The sequence below is a fragment of the Pseudomonas sp. A-RE-19 genome (genome assembly GCF_019956555.1).
Classification (GTDB): domain Bacteria; phylum Pseudomonadota; class Gammaproteobacteria; order Pseudomonadales; family Pseudomonadaceae; genus Aquipseudomonas.
On the sequence record NZ_JAHBDQ010000055.1, the window covers coordinates 124,777 to 141,581 of the forward strand.

At 58.2% G+C, this 16,805-nt stretch carries 13 protein-coding genes and 1 pseudogene; 7 read left to right on the forward strand and 7 right to left on the reverse strand.

Translation table 11 applies throughout. The annotated features are described in order from the left end of the window. Window positions 1–4 precede the first annotated feature (4 nt). From KGB14_RS23805 to KGB14_RS23815, 3 genes are read left to right on the forward strand one after another with little or no spacing between them, the layout of a single operon-like run. The gene (locus KGB14_RS23805; RefSeq protein ID WP_223489077.1) at window positions 5–379 is read left to right on the forward strand and encodes a GtrA family protein; all 375 of its coding nucleotides are present in this window, start codon (window positions 5–7) and stop codon (window positions 377–379) included. Further along, window positions 376–1,341 (forward strand): glycosyltransferase family 2 protein, encoded by a 966-nt coding sequence (locus tag KGB14_RS23810; protein ID WP_223489078.1) that lies wholly within the window; start codon window positions 376–378, stop codon window positions 1,339–1,341. Before KGB14_RS23805 ends, KGB14_RS23810 begins: the two co-directional genes overlap by 4 nt. Then, window positions 1,342–2,913 (forward strand): glycosyltransferase family 39 protein, encoded by a 1,572-nt coding sequence (locus tag KGB14_RS23815; RefSeq protein ID WP_223489079.1) that lies wholly within the window; start codon window positions 1,342–1,344, stop codon window positions 2,911–2,913. Here KGB14_RS23815 and KGB14_RS23820 read toward each other — a convergent pair. The 7 genes and pseudogenes from KGB14_RS23820 to KGB14_RS23850 all read right to left on the reverse strand — a co-directional run bounded on the left by KGB14_RS23820 (window position 2,891) and on the right by KGB14_RS23850 (window position 13,357). Then, window positions 2,891–4,510 (reverse strand): FMN-binding glutamate synthase family protein, encoded by a 1,620-nt coding sequence (locus KGB14_RS23820; protein ID WP_223489080.1) that lies wholly within the window; start codon window positions 4,508–4,510, stop codon window positions 2,891–2,893. The two genes, KGB14_RS23815 and KGB14_RS23820, sit on opposite strands and share 23 nt — an antisense overlap. Window positions 4,511–4,639: 129 nt before the next feature. Beyond that, a pseudogene (locus KGB14_RS23825) lies at window positions 4,640–4,720 on the reverse strand (helix-turn-helix transcriptional regulator); the annotation flags it as partial. Between the two features lie 235 nt (window positions 4,721–4,955). Further along, on the reverse strand, window positions 4,956–6,353 hold the full coding sequence (locus KGB14_RS23830) for an ATP-binding protein (protein ID WP_223489081.1): 1,398 nt from the start codon (window positions 6,351–6,353) through the stop codon (window positions 4,956–4,958). Next, window positions 6,350–8,161, reverse strand: a complete 1,812-nt coding sequence (locus KGB14_RS23835) for a DAHL domain-containing protein (protein ID WP_223489082.1) — start codon at window positions 8,159–8,161, stop codon at window positions 6,350–6,352. Before KGB14_RS23835 ends, KGB14_RS23830 begins: the two co-directional genes overlap by 4 nt. Continuing rightward, window positions 8,158–9,135: a cytochrome-c peroxidase gene (locus KGB14_RS23840; protein ID WP_223489083.1), complete on the reverse strand. Its 978-nt coding sequence runs from the start codon at window positions 9,133–9,135 to the stop codon at window positions 8,158–8,160. The genes KGB14_RS23835 and KGB14_RS23840 overlap by 4 nt, the downstream gene beginning before the upstream one ends. Window positions 9,136–9,179: 44 nt before the next feature. Then, window positions 9,180–11,054, reverse strand: a complete 1,875-nt coding sequence (locus KGB14_RS23845) for a putative bifunctional diguanylate cyclase/phosphodiesterase (protein ID WP_223489084.1) — start codon at window positions 11,052–11,054, stop codon at window positions 9,180–9,182. Beyond that, window positions 11,051–13,357, reverse strand: coding sequence for an EAL domain-containing protein (locus tag KGB14_RS23850; RefSeq protein WP_223489085.1), 2,307 nt, complete (start codon window positions 13,355–13,357; stop codon window positions 11,051–11,053). The genes KGB14_RS23845 and KGB14_RS23850 overlap by 4 nt, the downstream gene beginning before the upstream one ends. Window positions 13,358–13,614: 257 nt before the next feature. On the opposite strand from KGB14_RS23850, the gene KGB14_RS23855 reads away from it, so the two are divergent. From KGB14_RS23855 to KGB14_RS23870, 4 genes are all read left to right on the forward strand, one after another. Beyond that, the gene (locus KGB14_RS23855; protein WP_223489086.1) at window positions 13,615–14,970 is read left to right on the forward strand and encodes an HD domain-containing phosphohydrolase; all 1,356 of its coding nucleotides are present in this window, start codon (window positions 13,615–13,617) and stop codon (window positions 14,968–14,970) included. 201 nt (window positions 14,971–15,171) lie between these two features. After that, window positions 15,172–15,606, forward strand: a complete 435-nt coding sequence (locus KGB14_RS23860; RefSeq protein WP_223489087.1) for an NUDIX hydrolase — start codon at window positions 15,172–15,174, stop codon at window positions 15,604–15,606. A gap of 23 nt (window positions 15,607–15,629) precedes the next feature. Next, window positions 15,630–16,268, forward strand: a complete 639-nt coding sequence (locus tag KGB14_RS23865) for a LysE family translocator (protein ID WP_223489088.1) — start codon at window positions 15,630–15,632, stop codon at window positions 16,266–16,268. Window positions 16,269–16,270: 2 nt separating this feature from the next. Next, a complete protein-coding gene (locus KGB14_RS23870) occupies window positions 16,271–16,768 on the forward strand; it encodes a GNAT family N-acetyltransferase (RefSeq protein WP_223489089.1) in 498 nt (165 codons plus the stop codon). Window positions 16,769–16,805 lie beyond the last annotated feature (37 nt).

Consider the following 16,805-nt stretch of genomic DNA (forward strand, 5'->3'; position numbering starts at 1 on the left):
TGATATGCAAGCCTTGTGGAAAGGATTCACCCCCTACGCGGTAGTCGGCGTCGCCAATACGCTCATTCATTGGCAGATATTTTACGTGCTGAACACTGCGGCAGAACTCAGTCAGGCCGCCAGTAACTTTGCGGCGTTTTGCGTGGCCGCATCATTTTCTTTCTACGTGAATGCGCTTTATACGTTTGATGCAAGAGTGTCGGTATTCGGATACCTGCTCTTTGTCGGCTTCATGGGCGTATTGAGTTTTGCCATCGGGCGTTTTGCTGATGTGTGGCGGTTCCATGGGCTGGTGACCGTTGCGTCGTATTCATCGTTGAGTCTGTTTTTCGGGTTCTTTATTTGGCGGTTTGTTGTGTTTCGAGAGCGCGAGGCATGAAGATTTCACTGATTGTTCCGGTATTCAATGAAGAGCAGGCGATCGGGCGTTTCTATCAGGCTGTACGCCAGGAACCGTCCTTGCGCGAGTACCCGGTAGAAATCGTGTTCATCAACGACGGTAGTACTGATGGAACGGCGGATCTCGCTCAAGCCATCGCTTTGGTCGACAGTAATGTATTGCTGATCAACTTCTCTCGTAATTTTGGCAAGGAACCGGCGTTATTCGCGGGTCTGGAGTACGCCAGTGGGGATGTGGTTATTCCCATGGATGTGGACTTGCAAGACCCGATAGACGTCATTCCTCGGCTTATCGCGGAGTGGAAAAAAGGCGCTGAAGTGGTCTTGGCCAAGCGTCGGGATCGCTCGTCCGACAGCTACATAAAACGCCATTGCGCGGCGATGTTTTATCACCTGCTGAACTGGATATCTTTTACTTGGATTGAAGAAAACGTCGGCGACTTTCGTTTGATGGATCGCAAGGTGGTGGATGTGATCAAGACGCTGCCTGAACAGCAGCTATTCATGAAAGGCGTGCTGGCTTGGGTCGGTTTTAGAACGGTGGTCATCGAGTATGACCGTGCATCGCGATCGGCAGGCAAGAGCAAATTCAATGGATGGAAATTGTGGAATCTGGCGCTGGAAGGGATTACCTCATTCAGTACGGTGCCGTTGCGTGTGTGGAGCTATGTCGGCAGCGCCATCTCGCTGCTGGCGTTGGTCTATGCGGCTTATATGGTGCTGGACAAACTTTTGTACGGAAATGAAGTGCCAGGCTATCCGTCCCTGATAACCGCGATTCTCTTTCTAGGGGGCGTGCAGTTGATTGGGATCGGAATATTGGGGGAGTACATCGGACGGATCTACATGGAATCCAAACACCGGCCCAGGTATGTGATTAAAAGCATTGAGGCGTGCGCCACTCGACACGGTGAGTCGACTCGTTTGAATAGGATTATTTGAATGATGAATCGATCTTCGAACCTGATTGTTGACGGGGCTGGTTTGATCGCTGTGATCACCCTTGCTTTGATCGTGCGATTTCACGCTATCACCGTGCCGTCTGTCTGGTACGACGAAGCCTTCAGTCTGCTGCTTGCCAAGGAGACTCCGTGGCAGATCTGGACCATTACTGCACGGGACGTGCATCCACCTCTTTACTATGTCTTTCTGCATTACTGGATGCTGTTATTCGGTAATGGCGTTTTGTCTGTGCGGTCGCTGAGTGCACTAGCAGACGTCGGCACGCTGTTGCTTTGCGTAAAATTGATGAGTCTGGTGGCGACGCGAAGGGCGACTTGGATAGCTGCGTTGTTATTGGCCTTGCTACCGATTTCGGTTCGCTACAGCCAGGAAGTCCGGATGTACACCTTGGTCAGCTTTTGGCTGATGGGCGCTACTGTGGCGCTGGTGTGCTGGGTCAAGGCACCTGAGCAAAAACGTTTTCCGCTTATTTATGTACTGCTCATGACGGCCGCGTTCTACACGCATTACTTCGCTGCCTTGTGTGTTTTGGTTCATTGGCACTGTTGGTGGTGCAGCCGTCGCAGTGCCAGTGGTACGGTAATCGCTGTTCGTTGGTGGATTGGAGTCAATAGTTTAATCGTCCTGTTGTACTTGCCGTGGCTACCCCATTTCATACATCAGATGACTGGAATGAATGGACTCGAGTGGATACCGCCTGTGACCTGGCAGTCTGTGGCAACTATCGTTTGGCAGTTCACCGTGATGAATGATGGGGTTGCTGAATCTTCCTGGTGGCGCATAGTGCCGCTGGTCTTGATCCTTGGTTGTGCCGCAACGGCTGTTTTAAGTGATCAAAGTGAACAACGTTTCAGTAGGTTGTTGATCGACTATTTTTTTATCCCTCTGATTGTTCTCTTTCTAGTGGCTTTAATCGTTCCGGTCTTTGTTCCGCGATACCTTGTGTTCGCAGCAGTTGGGCTGCCCATGATTTGTGCCGTCGCTGTGGATACATGGGGCCGACAACGACCTCTCCTAGTTGCCGTAGCCGTGGTGTTTTTTGTCATGGGACAATTGCAGGGGCTGCGTGCGGTTTACAGTCAAGAAGATGGGCTGAATGGAACGGCTCTACGCAAAGATTTCAGGGTTGACACACTGGCAGCCGAGATCAACAGGCAGGCCCGACCGAATGACACGATAGTGTTCGATACTTTGATGTACTACTTGCCGTTCTGGTACTACAACACAACAGGCATTCAACCGAGGTTTTACATCGCGTCATCCATGGATGAAGTCCGGGGCAACGATCAGGGCGGATATGCGCTCATACCCCAACATTTGAAATGGATCTTTTTCGATGAGGTTGGGGTATTGAAACTGAACGCCGGAAGGATTTGGTGGGTAACAGACAAAGAGCAGACCGAAAATACAACGGTGCTTCCAAAACAATGGAAACAAACGGTGACCCTTGATGGTGGGGAAGTCGAAGCCCGTCTGTTCACATTCGATACAACGCCAACCTCCCCTGAAGCTGGCGCGCAATCACTCCTTACGCAGCGGCCGCTTCATTAGGCTCAAAACTGTCCGCCCGCGCCATCTGCCACATCCGCGAATAAAACTCGCCGTTCACCTCACCGGTCAGTAATTCCCCCGGTTTCAAAAACACATGCAACTGCGAGAACAACTTGATTTCGGTCGCCGACATACGCCGCACCAGATGCTTGGCCGACAACTGCGACGGATGATCGAGGCCAGCCGCCGCGAGCATTTCCGCCAGGGCTTTGAGCGTATTGCGGTGGAAGTTGAACACGCGTTGAGCCTTGTCCGGAACCACGAGGGCGCGTTGGCGCAGGGTGTCCTGGGTGGCGACACCGGTCGGGCATTTGTTGGTGTGGCAGCTTTGCGACTGGATGCAGCCGATGGCGAACATGAAGCCGCGCGCCGAGTTGGCCCAGTCGGCACCGATGGCCAGGACGCTGGCGATGTCGAAGGCGCTGACGATCTTGCCGCTGGCGCCGAGTTTGATTTTGTCCCGCAGGTTCAGACCCACCAGTGTGTTGTGTACGAACAGCAGGCCCTCGCGCATCGGCACGCCGATGTGGTCGGTGAACTCCACGGGCGCGGCGCCGGTGCCACCTTCCTTGCCGTCGACCACGATGAAGTCCGGGAGGATGCCGGTTTCCAGCATGGCCTTGGCGATGCCCATGAATTCCCACGGGTGGCCCAGGCAAAACTTGAAGCCCACCGGTTTACCGCCGGACAATTCACGCAGCTGCGCGATGAAGTGCATCAGTTCGATCGGCGTGGAAAACGCGCTGTGGCGCGACGGTGAGATGCAGTCTTCGCCCATCAGGATGCCGCGGGTTTCGGCGATTTCCTTGGTGACTTTGTGCTTGGGCAGAATGCCGCCGTGGCCAGGTTTGGCGCCTTGGCTCATCTTGATTTCAATCATCCGCACTTGCGGAGTCTGTGCCTGGGCGGCGAAACGTTCCGGGTCGAAGCGGCCATCGGCGGTGCGGCAGCCGAAGTAGCCGCTGCCCAGTTCCCAGGTCAGGTCGCCGCCGTTCTCCCGGTGATAAGCGCTGATGCTGCCTTCACCGGTGTCATGGGCGAAGTTGCCGAGCTTGGCGCCCTGGTTCAGTGCGCGAATGGCGTTGGCGCTGAGGGAGCCGAAGCTCATGGCCGAGATGTTGAACACCGACGCCGAGTACGGCTGGGTGCACTGCGGGCCGCCGACCATCACCCGGAAACCGCTCGGGTCGCTCAACGGCGCCGGGCGCATGGAATGGCCGATGAATTCGAAACCCGACTGATACACGTCGATCAGCGTGCCGAAAGGTTTGTCGGCGCTCTCGTTCTTGGCCCGCGAATACACCAGCGAGCGCTGGGCCCGGGAGAAGGGCAGGGCGTCGCTGTCGGATTCGAGCAGGTACTGGCGGATTTCCGGGCGAATGCCCTCCACCAGATAACGGATGTTGCCGAGGATCGGATAATTACGACGCACCGCGTGAGGGCTTTGCAGCAGATCGAACAGCCCTACGAGGCTGAGGACGCCGGTGACCGCGGTGATCGGCCAGAGCCAGTCGTTCTGCAGAAAGGGCAGGCTGGCGAGGGTGAAGATCACACAGACGGCAAAGAAGGCGTAGCGGCTCAGGAGTGACAGGCTCATACGGTTTCCTTGGGTTCGGACTCGGTTGATTGTAGGAGCGAAGCTTGCTCGCGAAAGCGGTATGTCAGCCTACATCAATGTTGAAATTGATGGCCCCTTCGCGAGCAAGCTTCGCTCCAACAGAAAACGTCAGGCATTCTGCGCCTGGAGAAAAATCGAAAACAGCTCTGACTGGGATTTGATCCCTGGTTGGCTGTACATGTGTTTCTCAGGGCTGACGCCTTCGCGGGCAAGCCCGCTCCCACAGAGATGTTCAGCGAACACAGAATTTGCGTACGACAGATACATCTGTGGGAGCGGGCTTGCCCGCGAATAGGCCACACTGCGCCGCCGAAGGCTGCGATCTTTTGATCTTCGGATTTTGAATTTCGGATTTTCGGCGCACCTGCTGACCTCAAGATCAAAAGATCGCAGCCTTCGGCAGCTCCTACGGGAGGGGGTGTCGTCAGGCTGATTGACGCACCGGCAACTCGACCCGAAACGTGCTGCCCACCCCGACTTCGCTACGTACCGAAATATCACCCCGGTGTTTTTTCACGATGCCATAGGACAGGGACAACCCGAGGCCTGTCCCCTGGCCCACCGGTTTGGTGGTGTAGAACGGGTCGAATATTTTCTGCAGGTTGTCTGGTTCGATGCCCGATCCCGTGTCCGCGACCTCGATCGATACCCTTTCACCCTCAAGCCCGGTACGCAGTGTAATGGTGCCCCGTTCCGGTCCCATGGCCTGAGAGGCGTTGACGATCAGGTTCATGATCACCTGATTGATTTGTGAAGGCAGGCATTCGATGTCGGGCAGGTCTTGATACTCCTTCACCACATCGGCCTTGTACTTGAGTTCATTGGCGACGATGTTCAGGGTCGACTCGATGCCCTGTTGCAGATTGGCCCACTGCCATTCCTGATTGGCGTCCACCCGGGAGAAGTCCTTCAGGTCTTTGACGATTTTCCCGACCCGGCTGATCCCGTCCTTGGACTCCTTGATCAGCAGCGGAATGTCCTCGCGCAGAAACGCCAGTTCGACCCGTTCGCGTAACTGGCCGAGACGGTCGATGACCTCGCTTGAGGTAATGGACGCTTCTGCCTCCCGATAGGCATCGAGCATGTCCTGCAGTTGCTTGAAGTAGCCATCGAGGGTGCCGAGGTTGGAGGAAATGAAGCCGATGGGGTTATTGATTTCATGGGCAACGCCCGCCGCCAATTGCCCCAGAGAGGCGAGCTTTTCCGACTGCACCAACTGGCTTTCCAGTTGTTTGCGTTCGTCGATTTCTCGCTGCAATGCTTCGCTGGCTTGCTTGAACTGGGCCGTGCGCTGGTCCACCAAGTGCTCCAGATGGCTCATGTGAATGGAGGCCCGTTCGGTCATGTCCCATTTGGTGAGCAGGGTGTTGGCCATCTGCTGGACTTCAATGTTATCGAACGGTTTTTTCAGGATCAGCAGGCGATCGTGGGCCTGCAAACGGTCCAGCAGTTCGTCCCAGGAATAATCGGAGTAGGCGGTACACACCACCACTTGCAGCTGCGGGTCTTCCTGCCACAGGTGTTCGATCGTTTGCGCGCCGTCCCAGCCCTCGGGCATGCGCATGTCGACGAAGGCCAGGGCGTAAGGACGGTTTTCCTTCAATGCCTGGATGAGTTTGCCCAGGCCCTCCTGGCCGCCATAGGCAGAATCCAGTTCGAACAAGGCGCTGGCGGACTTCACTTCACTGCCAAAGAGCGCAGCCTCCATCACGTCCAGTTCCAGGTGTTGCGCCGGCGTTGGGGTGAGGATCTTGCGAAAATCTTCGTGGATGGAAGGCGTGTCGTCGATCAGCAGAATACGTCGGTTTGCAAGATCGCTCATGCTTCCTCCAGGACGGGTTTCAGCGGGATCTGCAAGGTGAACAGGGCGCCTTTGCCCGGCCCGTCGCTGTAGGCGGTGAGATGGCCGTTCATCTCGATCGCGGCCAGCGCACAGCTGTGCAGGCCGAAACCGTGACCTTCCTTGCGGGTGGTAAAACCGTGGGCAAAGATGCGCGTCATGTTCTGCGGGTCGATGCCTTCGCCGTCATCCTTGACACTGATTTGCAGGATCGTGTCCTCGACGACTTTTACCCCGAGGGTCATTTGCCGAGGGCGGTTGCTGAGATCGGACATGGCGTATTTGGCGTTGCTGATCAGGTTGATCAGGATCAGCAGCAGCCGGTGTTTGTCGCCCATGATCTGCGGCACCTCGCCGTATTCCTTGACCACGGTGACGTGATGTCGGGTCAGGGCGCCGGCGTTCATGCGCAGGGCATCCTCCAGCAACTCGCTGATGTGCAGCGGTTCCACCAGGCTGTTGGCACCGGCATAAGACTGCTGGGTGGCAACAATGTCCTTGATGTGGTCGACGCTTTTGCTCAGTTGCGCGAGTTCGTCGGCCATGCCCTGTTGCTCGAGGGCAATGGCGTCCACCAGTTGGTTCAGGTAACCGGGCAGCAGTTTTCCTTTCTCGTCCTGAGTCAAAAAGACGCCCAGGTCGCCTTGATGTTCGTTGATCAGCTGCATCGCCTTGCCCAGCCCCTGGGCCTTGCTGCCACGCAGTTTGCGGGTGACCAGGTCGGCCGAGATGTTCACGCTGTTGAGCACGTTGCCGACGTTGTGCAGCACATTGGTGGCGATTTCGGCCATGCCGGCCTGGCGCGCGGTGTCGAGCAGTTCGCTCTGGGTATCCTTGAGTTCGCGGGTGCGCTCTTCGACCCGTTGTTCGAGGACTTCGTTAGCGGTTTGCAGTTCCTTGTTGACCCGGTTGGTCTCCGCAAAGCTGCGCATCAGGCGAATCGCCAGGTACACCAGCACCAGTACCAGCAGCGTTGAAAACACCAGCAGGTAAAAGTGATAGCGTCGATCGACTTCATCGGCGTATTGCTGATCCTGGTTCAGCAGGCTGGTGATGTCGTCCAGCCGTTCAGCCACAGGAATGGCTTCAATGTTTTCCAGCAACCGATTGACCACTGGTTGTTCACGCAGGATCAGTGCGATGTGATTACTCAAAATATCGATCGGGCTATGAAACTGCTCCGGCAATCGCTGCTTGTTCACCCCCAGTTTGTTCAGCCCCACCAGGATGTCGGCGGCTCTGTCGTCGGAGGTGACCTGGGCAAACTCCAGGCTGCTGAGCAGCAAGTCGTAGGTGTCGGTGGCAATGTTCTGAAGTTGCAGTTTGTCTTCGTCGACCAGTTGGGAAAGCGGTTGCTGGATGTCGTCTTCGGCAGTGGGCAAAAATGCCAGTGAGTTACGCAGCACCGCATTGTGGGATTTGAACTGCTCCACCAGCCGGGTTTTTTCCTCGATGGCGGCGTGGTAGGCATCGTGGCTGGCACGCCAAGTGGTTGAGTCATTGCGGCCATGATTGGACTGCATGGTCTCGAACCGCTCCCACAGGTGGGTCATCTCGGTCAGCGGTGTAACCAGGGGGTCGTAATTGTGGCTGATGGCAATTCTGGCCTTGAGAATCTCGGTTTCCCACTGTGCGTTGAGCTGCTTGATCTGGCCAATCAGGTCCCGGGACTCGGCATACGTCGCGGTCTGGTCGGAGCTTGATTTGAGGTACAGGAACAGTAGCGTCGAGGCCAGCAGCAAGGCCAGGCCACTGAGCAATGCCAGGTTGCGACGGTGGTATGTTTTCATAAAGGTTTGCCTCCCCACTCACCGGTCAGGGTCTTGAGGAATTTGATGATCAAGGTCTTGTCTTCGTCAGAGGGCACGCGCCCCAGCTGAAACTTGAACATCACGTCTACCGCGTCTTCGAGGGTTTTCGCCGAGCCATCGTGAAAGTACGGCGCGGTCACGGCCACGTTGCGCAGGCTCGGAACCTTGAACACATTGCGGTCCTCTTCAGCCTTGGTGATCAGATAGCGCCCCAGATCGGCTTCGGTGGGGTTGCCCCGGACCTTGAAGTAATCGCCCATGACCCCGAACTTCTGGAACATGTTGCCGCCGATGTTCACCCCTTGGTGGCAGGCGATGCAGCCGTAGTCCTTGAAGCGTTGGTAACCGTACTTTTCGTCGATCGTCAGAATCTCGGTATTGCCCAGCAGGTATTGGTCGAAACGCGAGTTGGCGCTGATCAGCGTGCGTTCGTAGGAGGCCAGGGCATTTTGCACATTCTTCATGGTCACGCCGTCCGGGTAGGCCTGGACGAAAGCGCTTTTATAAGCCGCGTCGGCGGTCAGTGTCTGAACCACATGCTCCCAGTTACTGCCCATTTCGGTGGGGCTTTGCACCACTTCGTGGGCCTGGGTTTCCAGGGTGTCGGCGCGGCCGTTCCAGAATTGCCGGAAGTTCAGGCTGGCGTTGAACACGCTGGGGGTGTTGATCGTCAAGGGCGCGCCGTTGAAGCCGATAGACAACGCCTTGTCGTCGGCGCCTCCGCTTCCCAGTCGATGACAACTGGCGCAGGACAGGCTGTTGTTGACCGACAGGCGCGGCTCGTTGAACAACCGCTGACCGAGTTCGACTTGCAAAGGGTTCTGCGCGGGTATGGCGGGCAAGGGTTTGAGCGGTTCGTCCAGCGGATCGCCGCTGGCGATCAGACACCATCCGAGCAGCGGCACCAGGAACAGGAAGTGGAAGTGGAAGTGGAAGTGGAAGGAGCGCGACATCTTATGATTCCTTGGCGAAGGGCCTGAGTGTCGTTGCACATCGTTCATTCGGCTGCGGATGGAGTGGGCTGCACCGACGTCAGGTATTGCACGAAGGCATCCGGTTCCACGGCTTTGCTGAAATAGTAACCCTGGCCCTCCTCGCAGTGGTGGGCCTTGAGAAAATTCAGTTGTTCGAGGGTTTCCACCCCTTCGGCAATGATGGTCAGTTTGAGGCTCTTGCCCAGGCTGATGATGGCGCTGACCAGGGCTGCGTCATTGCTGTCACGGTTCAGGTCACGAATGAACGACTGGTCGATTTTCAGCACATCGATGGGAAACCGTTGTAAGTAACTCAGGCTGGAATAGCCGGTGCCGAAGTCATCGATGGCCAGCCGCACTCCCAATGCCTTGAGCCGATTCAGCGCGACCATCGTGGCATCGACGTTCTGCATCAATACACCTTCGGTGATTTCCAGTTCCAGCAATGCCGGCTCCAGGCCGGTTTGTTGGAGTATCTGTTCGATGCCTTCGACAAAATCCCGCTGACGGAAATCAATGGCCGACACGTTCACCGACATGCAGAGCCTGGGCAGCCCCTTCGCCTGCCAGGCACGGGCTTGTTGGCAAGCCTGAGCCAGCACCCATTTGCTCAATGGCACGATCAGGCCGCTGTCTTCGGCCACGCCGATAAAGTCGGCAGGGTAAACCCAGCCATGCCCCGGTTTTTGCCAGCGGATCAACGCCTCGGCGCCGACCACCTTGCCGCTGCCCAGGTCGAGTTTGGGTTGATAGTGAAGGACAAACTCGTTCCGTTCGAGCGCCAGGCGAATACCCGACTCGATGCTCTGCTGTTCCCGGGCGCGCTGGTTCATCTCGTCGATGAAAAAGCTGAAATCGTTCGGGCCGCTTTCCTTGATGTTGCGCATGGCGGTTTCGGCTTTCTTGATCAGCGCGATGGCATCGAAACCGTCATCGGGATAAACGCTGATGCCCAGGCTGGCCGTCACGCTCAGATCGTGGCCGGCGATATGCTGGGGCGCACGTATGGCGTGCAAGAGTTTTTCGGCGATGCCCTTGGTCTGTTGGGGGTGGTGAATGTCCGCCAGGATCACCACAAATTCATCGGAGCCGTAGCGAAACACCGAGTCGGACGCGCGCACGCAGGCCACCAGATTTTGCCCCACTCGTTTGAGCATCTCATCACCGGTCGGGTGACCCAAAGCGTTGTTGATGCGCTTGAAACGATCGAGCCCCAGAAACATCACCGCCAGTTGTTTGTCGTGGCGTCTGGACAGGGCAAGAGACTGGTTCAGGCGATCGCCCAGTAACGTGCTGTTGGGCAACTCGGTCAGTACGTCGTACTGCAACAGATGAGACACCTTGAGCAGTTCGTGAACCCGGGCTTCGATGGTTTGCTCCAGGGTCAGCACTTTTATGGCCGCGTCCTGCGCCATCTGCCACTTCCAGGTCAGGGCGCTGGCCATCTGACGGATTTCCAGACTGTCGAAGGGTTTTTTCAGCACCAGTAACTGATCACCGAATTCCAGCCGTTCGGCCATGGCTTCCCAGGTGTAATCCGAAAAGGCCGTGCACAAGGCGATTTGCAGGTGAGGATCGACCTTCCAGAGCCGTTCAATGGTTTCCAGACCGTCCCAGCCCGGGGGCATGCGCATGTCGGTGAACGCCATGGCGTAAGGGCGACCGGCTGCCAGTGCAAGCTTGACCAGTTCGAGCGCTTCCTCGCCCTGATAAGCGGAGTCGAGCTGGAAGGTCAGCCGCGCCGCCTGTCGGGTGCCGAACAGCGCCGCTTCAGTACCGGCGAGGGTCTGTTCATCATCGATATCGGGGCCGAGAATCTTGCGAAAGTCCTGATGGATCGAGGGAGTGTCGTCGATGATCAGGATGCGCCGGTTGGCCTGGACGAACAGACTCTTCATTCCTTGCCCTCCGTGGCACGCCGCGGATCGTCGGCTATCGCTCCTGTGTCGTGGCCCATATGCACGATGCTTCCGGCCTTCAGCAGCTCGGCGGCCTGTTGGCTGCTGACCGCTTTGCTGAAGTAGTAACCCTGGGCGTTCATCGGTGAGCCGGTGGCCATCAGCGAACTGCGCTGCTCCTGGGTTTCGACGCCCTCGGCAATGATGCCGATCCCTACTTCGCGGGCGAAATTGATGATGGCCCGCAAGGTGGTCGCACTGGCCGGGTCGTGGGCGGCGGTGTCGATGAATGCCTGTGCGAGTTTCAGGTGATTGACCTGGTAAGTCTTGAGGTAATCGAACGAGGAATATTCGGTGCCGAAGTCGTCGATGGCAATCTTCACCCCCAGCTCACGCAGGCGGGGCAGCACATCGTTGTGCGTCCACTTGGTCTGGGCCAGGGTCGCTTCGGTGACGTCGAAACGCAGGTCCCAGGGGCACAGCTCCCAGCGCGCGGTGGTGCGCAACACGTCATAGATCAGCTCGGGGCCGCTCTTGAGCTGGGCCAGGGACAGTTTTATCGCCACCACCGGTGGTGCCACACCCTCGTCTCGCCACTGGCGCATTTGCCGGCAGGCATGCTCCAGCACCCAGTGGCCGAGGGCAATGATGGTGCCGGTTTTTTCCGCCGCGGGTAGAAACGCCTGAGCTTCCAGCAAACCGCGCTGGGGGTGGTTCCAACTGACCTGCGCTTCCATGCCGAGGATCTTGCCGCTGCTCAGGTCCACTTCCGGCCAGTAGCGCAGTTCGAGTTCGTCGTGCTCGATGGCGGTTTTCAGGTCATTGGCGATGGTCATGCGCTCGACCACTTCCTGATTGATCTCCTCGGAGTGGAAGTGATACTGGTTGCGGCCCTTTTCCTTGGAGCGATACAGCGCCATGTCGGCCTGGGTCAACAGGCTGTCGGCGCTGAGGCTGACCGGCGCGTAGCTGCTGATGCCGATGCTGACCGAGACCCGCACATCATTGCCGGCCAGAGAGTAGGGCAGCACCAGTGCATCGCGGACCTTGGCGGCCAGGGCCGCCGATTGGGTCGGATCGACGACGTCCAGTTGCAGTATCGCGAACTCGTCGCCACCCAGTCGGGCGACCACGTCGTTTTCGCGCACGCAGTTTTTTATGCGTCTGGCGACCTCCTGCAACAGCAGGTCACCCACCGGATGGCCCAGGGTGTCATTGATCCGTTTGAAGTGATCAAGGTCCAGGTAAAACATCGCGAAGGGGGCGGCCCCGCGCCGGGCGCCGGCAAACGCCTGATGCAGCCGCTCGATCAGCGTCGCGCGATTGGCCAGCCCGGTCAGCCCGTCGGTGCGGGCCAGCAGGGCGATCTTTTCCTCGGCCAGTTTGCGTTCGGTGATGTCGATGATGATGCCTTCGACTTCGAGCAAGCGGCCTTCATCGTCGCGCACCGGGATATAGCGATTTTCGACCCAGCGCCAGTCACCGTCCCCGGTGCGCATCCGGAACTCGATGGAGGCGCCCGCTGCATGACGGTCCAGCACCCGGGCCATGGCGGTATCGACTTTCGATTGATCGTCGGGATGGATCAGTTCCTGAGCCCAATTGGCCGAGGCCACCAGGGCCGCTGCAACGTGACCGTATTTGGTGATGTTGTGGGAGATGTACATCAACGGAAACGACGGTTCGCCCCGCAGTCGATACAGAATGGTCGGGCTGTTCTGCACGATGATGTTGGCGTCGGACAACTCCCGGGTGCGCTCCTCGACCGCGTTTTCCAGCAAAGACATTTTCAGGGCCGCGTCTTCGGTCATTTGCCACTTGGCGGTCAATGCGCTGGCCATCTGACGGATTTCGATGGCATCGAAGGGTTTTTTCAGGATGAGCAGACGATCACCCAGCTCCAGCCGCTCGGCGATGTCTTCCCAGGAATAGTCGGAATACGCGGTGCAGAGCGCCACTTGCAGCTTGGGATCGACCTGCCACAGGCGTTCGATGGTTTCCAGGCCGTCCCAGCCCGGGGGCATGCGCATGTCGATGAAGGCCATCGCGTAGGGCGAGTCGTTCGCCAGTGCGGTTTCGACCTTGTCCAGCGCTTCGCGGCCCTGAAACGCCGAATCGAGGACGAAACTTTGCAACGATACCGACGCCGCAGACCCGAACAGAGCATTTTCGGCGCTGATCAAGCTGTCGTCTTCAATCGATGGAGGGCTGAGAATCTTGGCGAAATCCTCATGGATCGACGCGGTGTCGTCGACAATGAGAACCCGACGATTAGTCCGCGCAAGCAGCGTATTCACTGACATGCGCCTGGACCGACAGCAGTTTGGTGCGGTGAGCTCATAAAGGATATCCCTTCCCTGATCACTGGACGGAGCGAGAAACATTTTGGATCCGAGTGGTCTGAGCATAGTCGCCCGGCCAGCAATTCGCCCGGTTGACTGAAACGAATCATTTCCGGGGTCGGGCGGAAAATCATCTAGCCTGTAAGTCAGGCGCGGGAAAGCCGGAAGATATCGCCCGCGCGCGACATAAAGACCCCCGTCTCGCTTGAGGTAATGCCATGGAAGAGCAACTCCCCACGACTGTGACCGATAAACCCAAGTTACTGCTGGTCGACGATGAGGAGTCGATTCTCAACAGCCTGCGCCGCCTGCTGCGCGGCCAGCCCTACGAGGTGCTGCTGGCCACCAGCGGTGCCCAGGCCCTGGAGATCATGGCGCAGCAGCCGGTCGATCTGGTGATGACGGATGCGCGCATGCCCAATATGGACGGCGCCACGCTGCTGGCTCACGTCCATCAGCTCTACCCCGATACCACCCGGATCATGCTGACCGGTTACGCCGATCCGTCGGCCATCATCAAAGCCATCAATGAAGGGCAGATTCATCGTTACATCAGCAAGCCCTGGCACGATGAGGAAATGCTGCTGACGTTGCGACAATCACTCGCCTATCAGCATTCCGAGCGTGAGCGGTTGCGTCTGGTGCAGGAGACGTGGGATCAGAACGAGAAATTGAAACTGCTCAACGCCACCCTGGAAAAACATGTCGCGGCCCGCACCAGCGAGCTGCAACAGACCGCCGACATGCTGGACCTGGCCTACGAAGAGCTCAAACGCAGTTATGTCACCGGCACCGAAGTCTTTTCGTTGCTGGCCAATCTGCGTCTGCCACCTGCCAAGCAGACCAACCGGCAGATCATCGAGCTGGTGCGGGTGTACTGCAAACTCCATGGCCTGGATGAAGGCACCAGTCGAGACCTGACCATGGCGGCGGCGCTCTACAACATGGGTAAATTGGGCTGGACCGACAACATGATGAGCACGCCCTCGGACCTGCTGCATCACAATGACCGCGAGCGCTATCGGGGTTATCCGAAGCAGAGCGAGTCGCTGTTGATGACGCTCGATCCAATGAAGGATGCCGCTCGGCTGATCCTGCATCACCAGGAGCGTTGGGACGGCAGCGGTTTTCCGGATCGGCTCAAGGGCGAAGCGATTCCGTTCGGTTCGCGGTTGCTGAAGCTGGCGGTGGATTTCATCGAGTTGCAGCGTGGGTTGATCCTCGAGCGGCAGATGAACAGCGATGAAGCCCTGGTGTATATCCGCCAATACGCCGGTCGGCTCTATGACCCGGAACTGGTGGAGGATTTCATTCAGGTCTGCGCAGCTTATTTGAGCGACGTGACGCTGGCCGATCCGACGGTCAAGGTGCTGACCACCCGGGATCTGGTGGCGGGCATGATCCTGGCGCGCAACCTCAATGCCGACAACGGCATGCTGCTGCTCAATGCCGGCAAGGTGTTGAATGGGCTGCTGGTGGAGAAACTGATCGCCTTCGAGGCAATGGAGGGGGCCAAGTACAGCATTTTTGTGAAAGTGCCGGAGGAAGTGGAGGCGATTCTCGAAACCAGTTAAGTCTTCAGGCTCAGCACTGATCAACTGTGGGAGCGAGCCTGCTCGCGATGCGGTGTGTCAGTCACATCTATGCAGGATGTGCCGTCGCCATCGCGAGCAGGCTCGCTCCCACAGGGGCGCTCGGCAATTGTTTTTTCGGCGTGACGAAGAACCGGCGCTCATGTGATCCTTGCGGCTTTTACCCAAGGCCAATCACGATCCATGACGCTTTCATCCGCCGCTTCGCCCCGCCTCATCCGCATTGCCGCGGCCCTGCTGATAGGCCCTGACGGTCGCACCTTGCTGGTCCGCAAGCGTGGCACCCAGGCGTTCATGCAGCCGGGGGGCAAGATCGAGGCCCATGAGCAACCGGTCCACGCCCTCGCTCGGGAGCTGGAAGAGGAACTGGGGCTGGTCATCGATCCGGCGCATGCCGCCTACCTGGGGCAGTTCTCGGCACCGGCCGCCAATGAGCCAGGTCATGTCGTACAAGCCGAACTCTTTCAACTGACCATTGATGCAGCAGTCTGCCCGGCGGCGGAGATCGAAGAGGTGTGCTGGATCGATCCGGCCACCGATGGCGATGTCATGCTGGCGCCATTGACACGGGACCAGATCCTGCCGTTTTATCGAGCTTCACTGATCGAAACCGCCTGATCGTCCAAGGACGGAGACTGCCCATGATCCCGCTTCAAGACTTGCTGATTTTTGCCGCCGCGGCGTTGCTGATGGTGCTCACGCCCGGGCCGAACATGATCTACCTGATCTCTCGTTCAATCTGCCAGGGGCGCAAGGCCGGGGTGACGTCGTTGCTGGGCGTGGTCGCGGGCTTTTTCGTGCACCTGTTCGCCGCGGCTGCGGGTTTGACCGCCGTGTTCCTGGCGGTGCCGATGGCCTACGAAGTGCTGAAATGGGCCGGCGCGCTGTACCTGTTGTGGCTGGGCTGGCAGGCGGTAAAGCCCGGTGCGCGCTCGCCGTTCGAGGCGCAGCAACTGCCAGCGGACTCGTCCCGCAAGCTGATTACCATGGGCTTTCTCACCAGCGCGCTGAACCCGAAGATCGCGGTGTTCTACCTGTCGGTGTTCCCGCAGTTCATTACGCCTGAGCATGGCTCGGTGTTCACCCAAAGTATTGTCCTGGGCATGACTCAAATCGGCGTGAGTTTCAGCGTCAACCTGCTGATCGCAATGTTCGCCGCCGGCATCGCGTCCTGGTTCGTCAACAACCCGAGCTGGTTGGCGGTGCAGCGTTACTTCATGGGTTTTGTGCTGTCCGGGCTGGCGGTGCGGTTGATGCTTGAGCAGCGGCGGGTAGCCTGAACATGTGGATTCAGCGACTTGATGCCAGCCATGCCCTGGATTATCGGGCGCTGATGCTGGAAGCCTACGACTTGCATCCCCAGGCGTTCACTTCCAGCGTGCGCGAGCGCGCCGTGATGCCCCTGAGCTGGTGGGAATCGCGCCTGACCAGCAAGCTGGACATTGTGTTCGGGGCGTTCGAGGGGGGTGAGCTGGCGGGCATCGTCGGCCTGGCCTTCGAATCCCGGGAAAAGGCCCGGCACAAGGCGACGCTGTTTGGCATGTACGTGACAGGCAAGGTTCGGCAGCGCGGCCTTGGCTTTCAACTGGTTCAGGCCGTGTTGGACGAAGCGCAGACCCGTCAGGGCCTGCGGCTGATCCAGCTGACCGTCACCGCTGGCAACGAGGCCGCGTTCAAGCTGTATCAGCGCTGCGGCTTCGTACAGTTCGGCCTCGAGCCCATGGCGGTGCGGGTGGGCGAAGACTACTTCGACAAGATCCATATGTGGCGCGAGCTTTGAAACCACCCCGATCCGATCCCCTGTAGGAGCGAGGCTT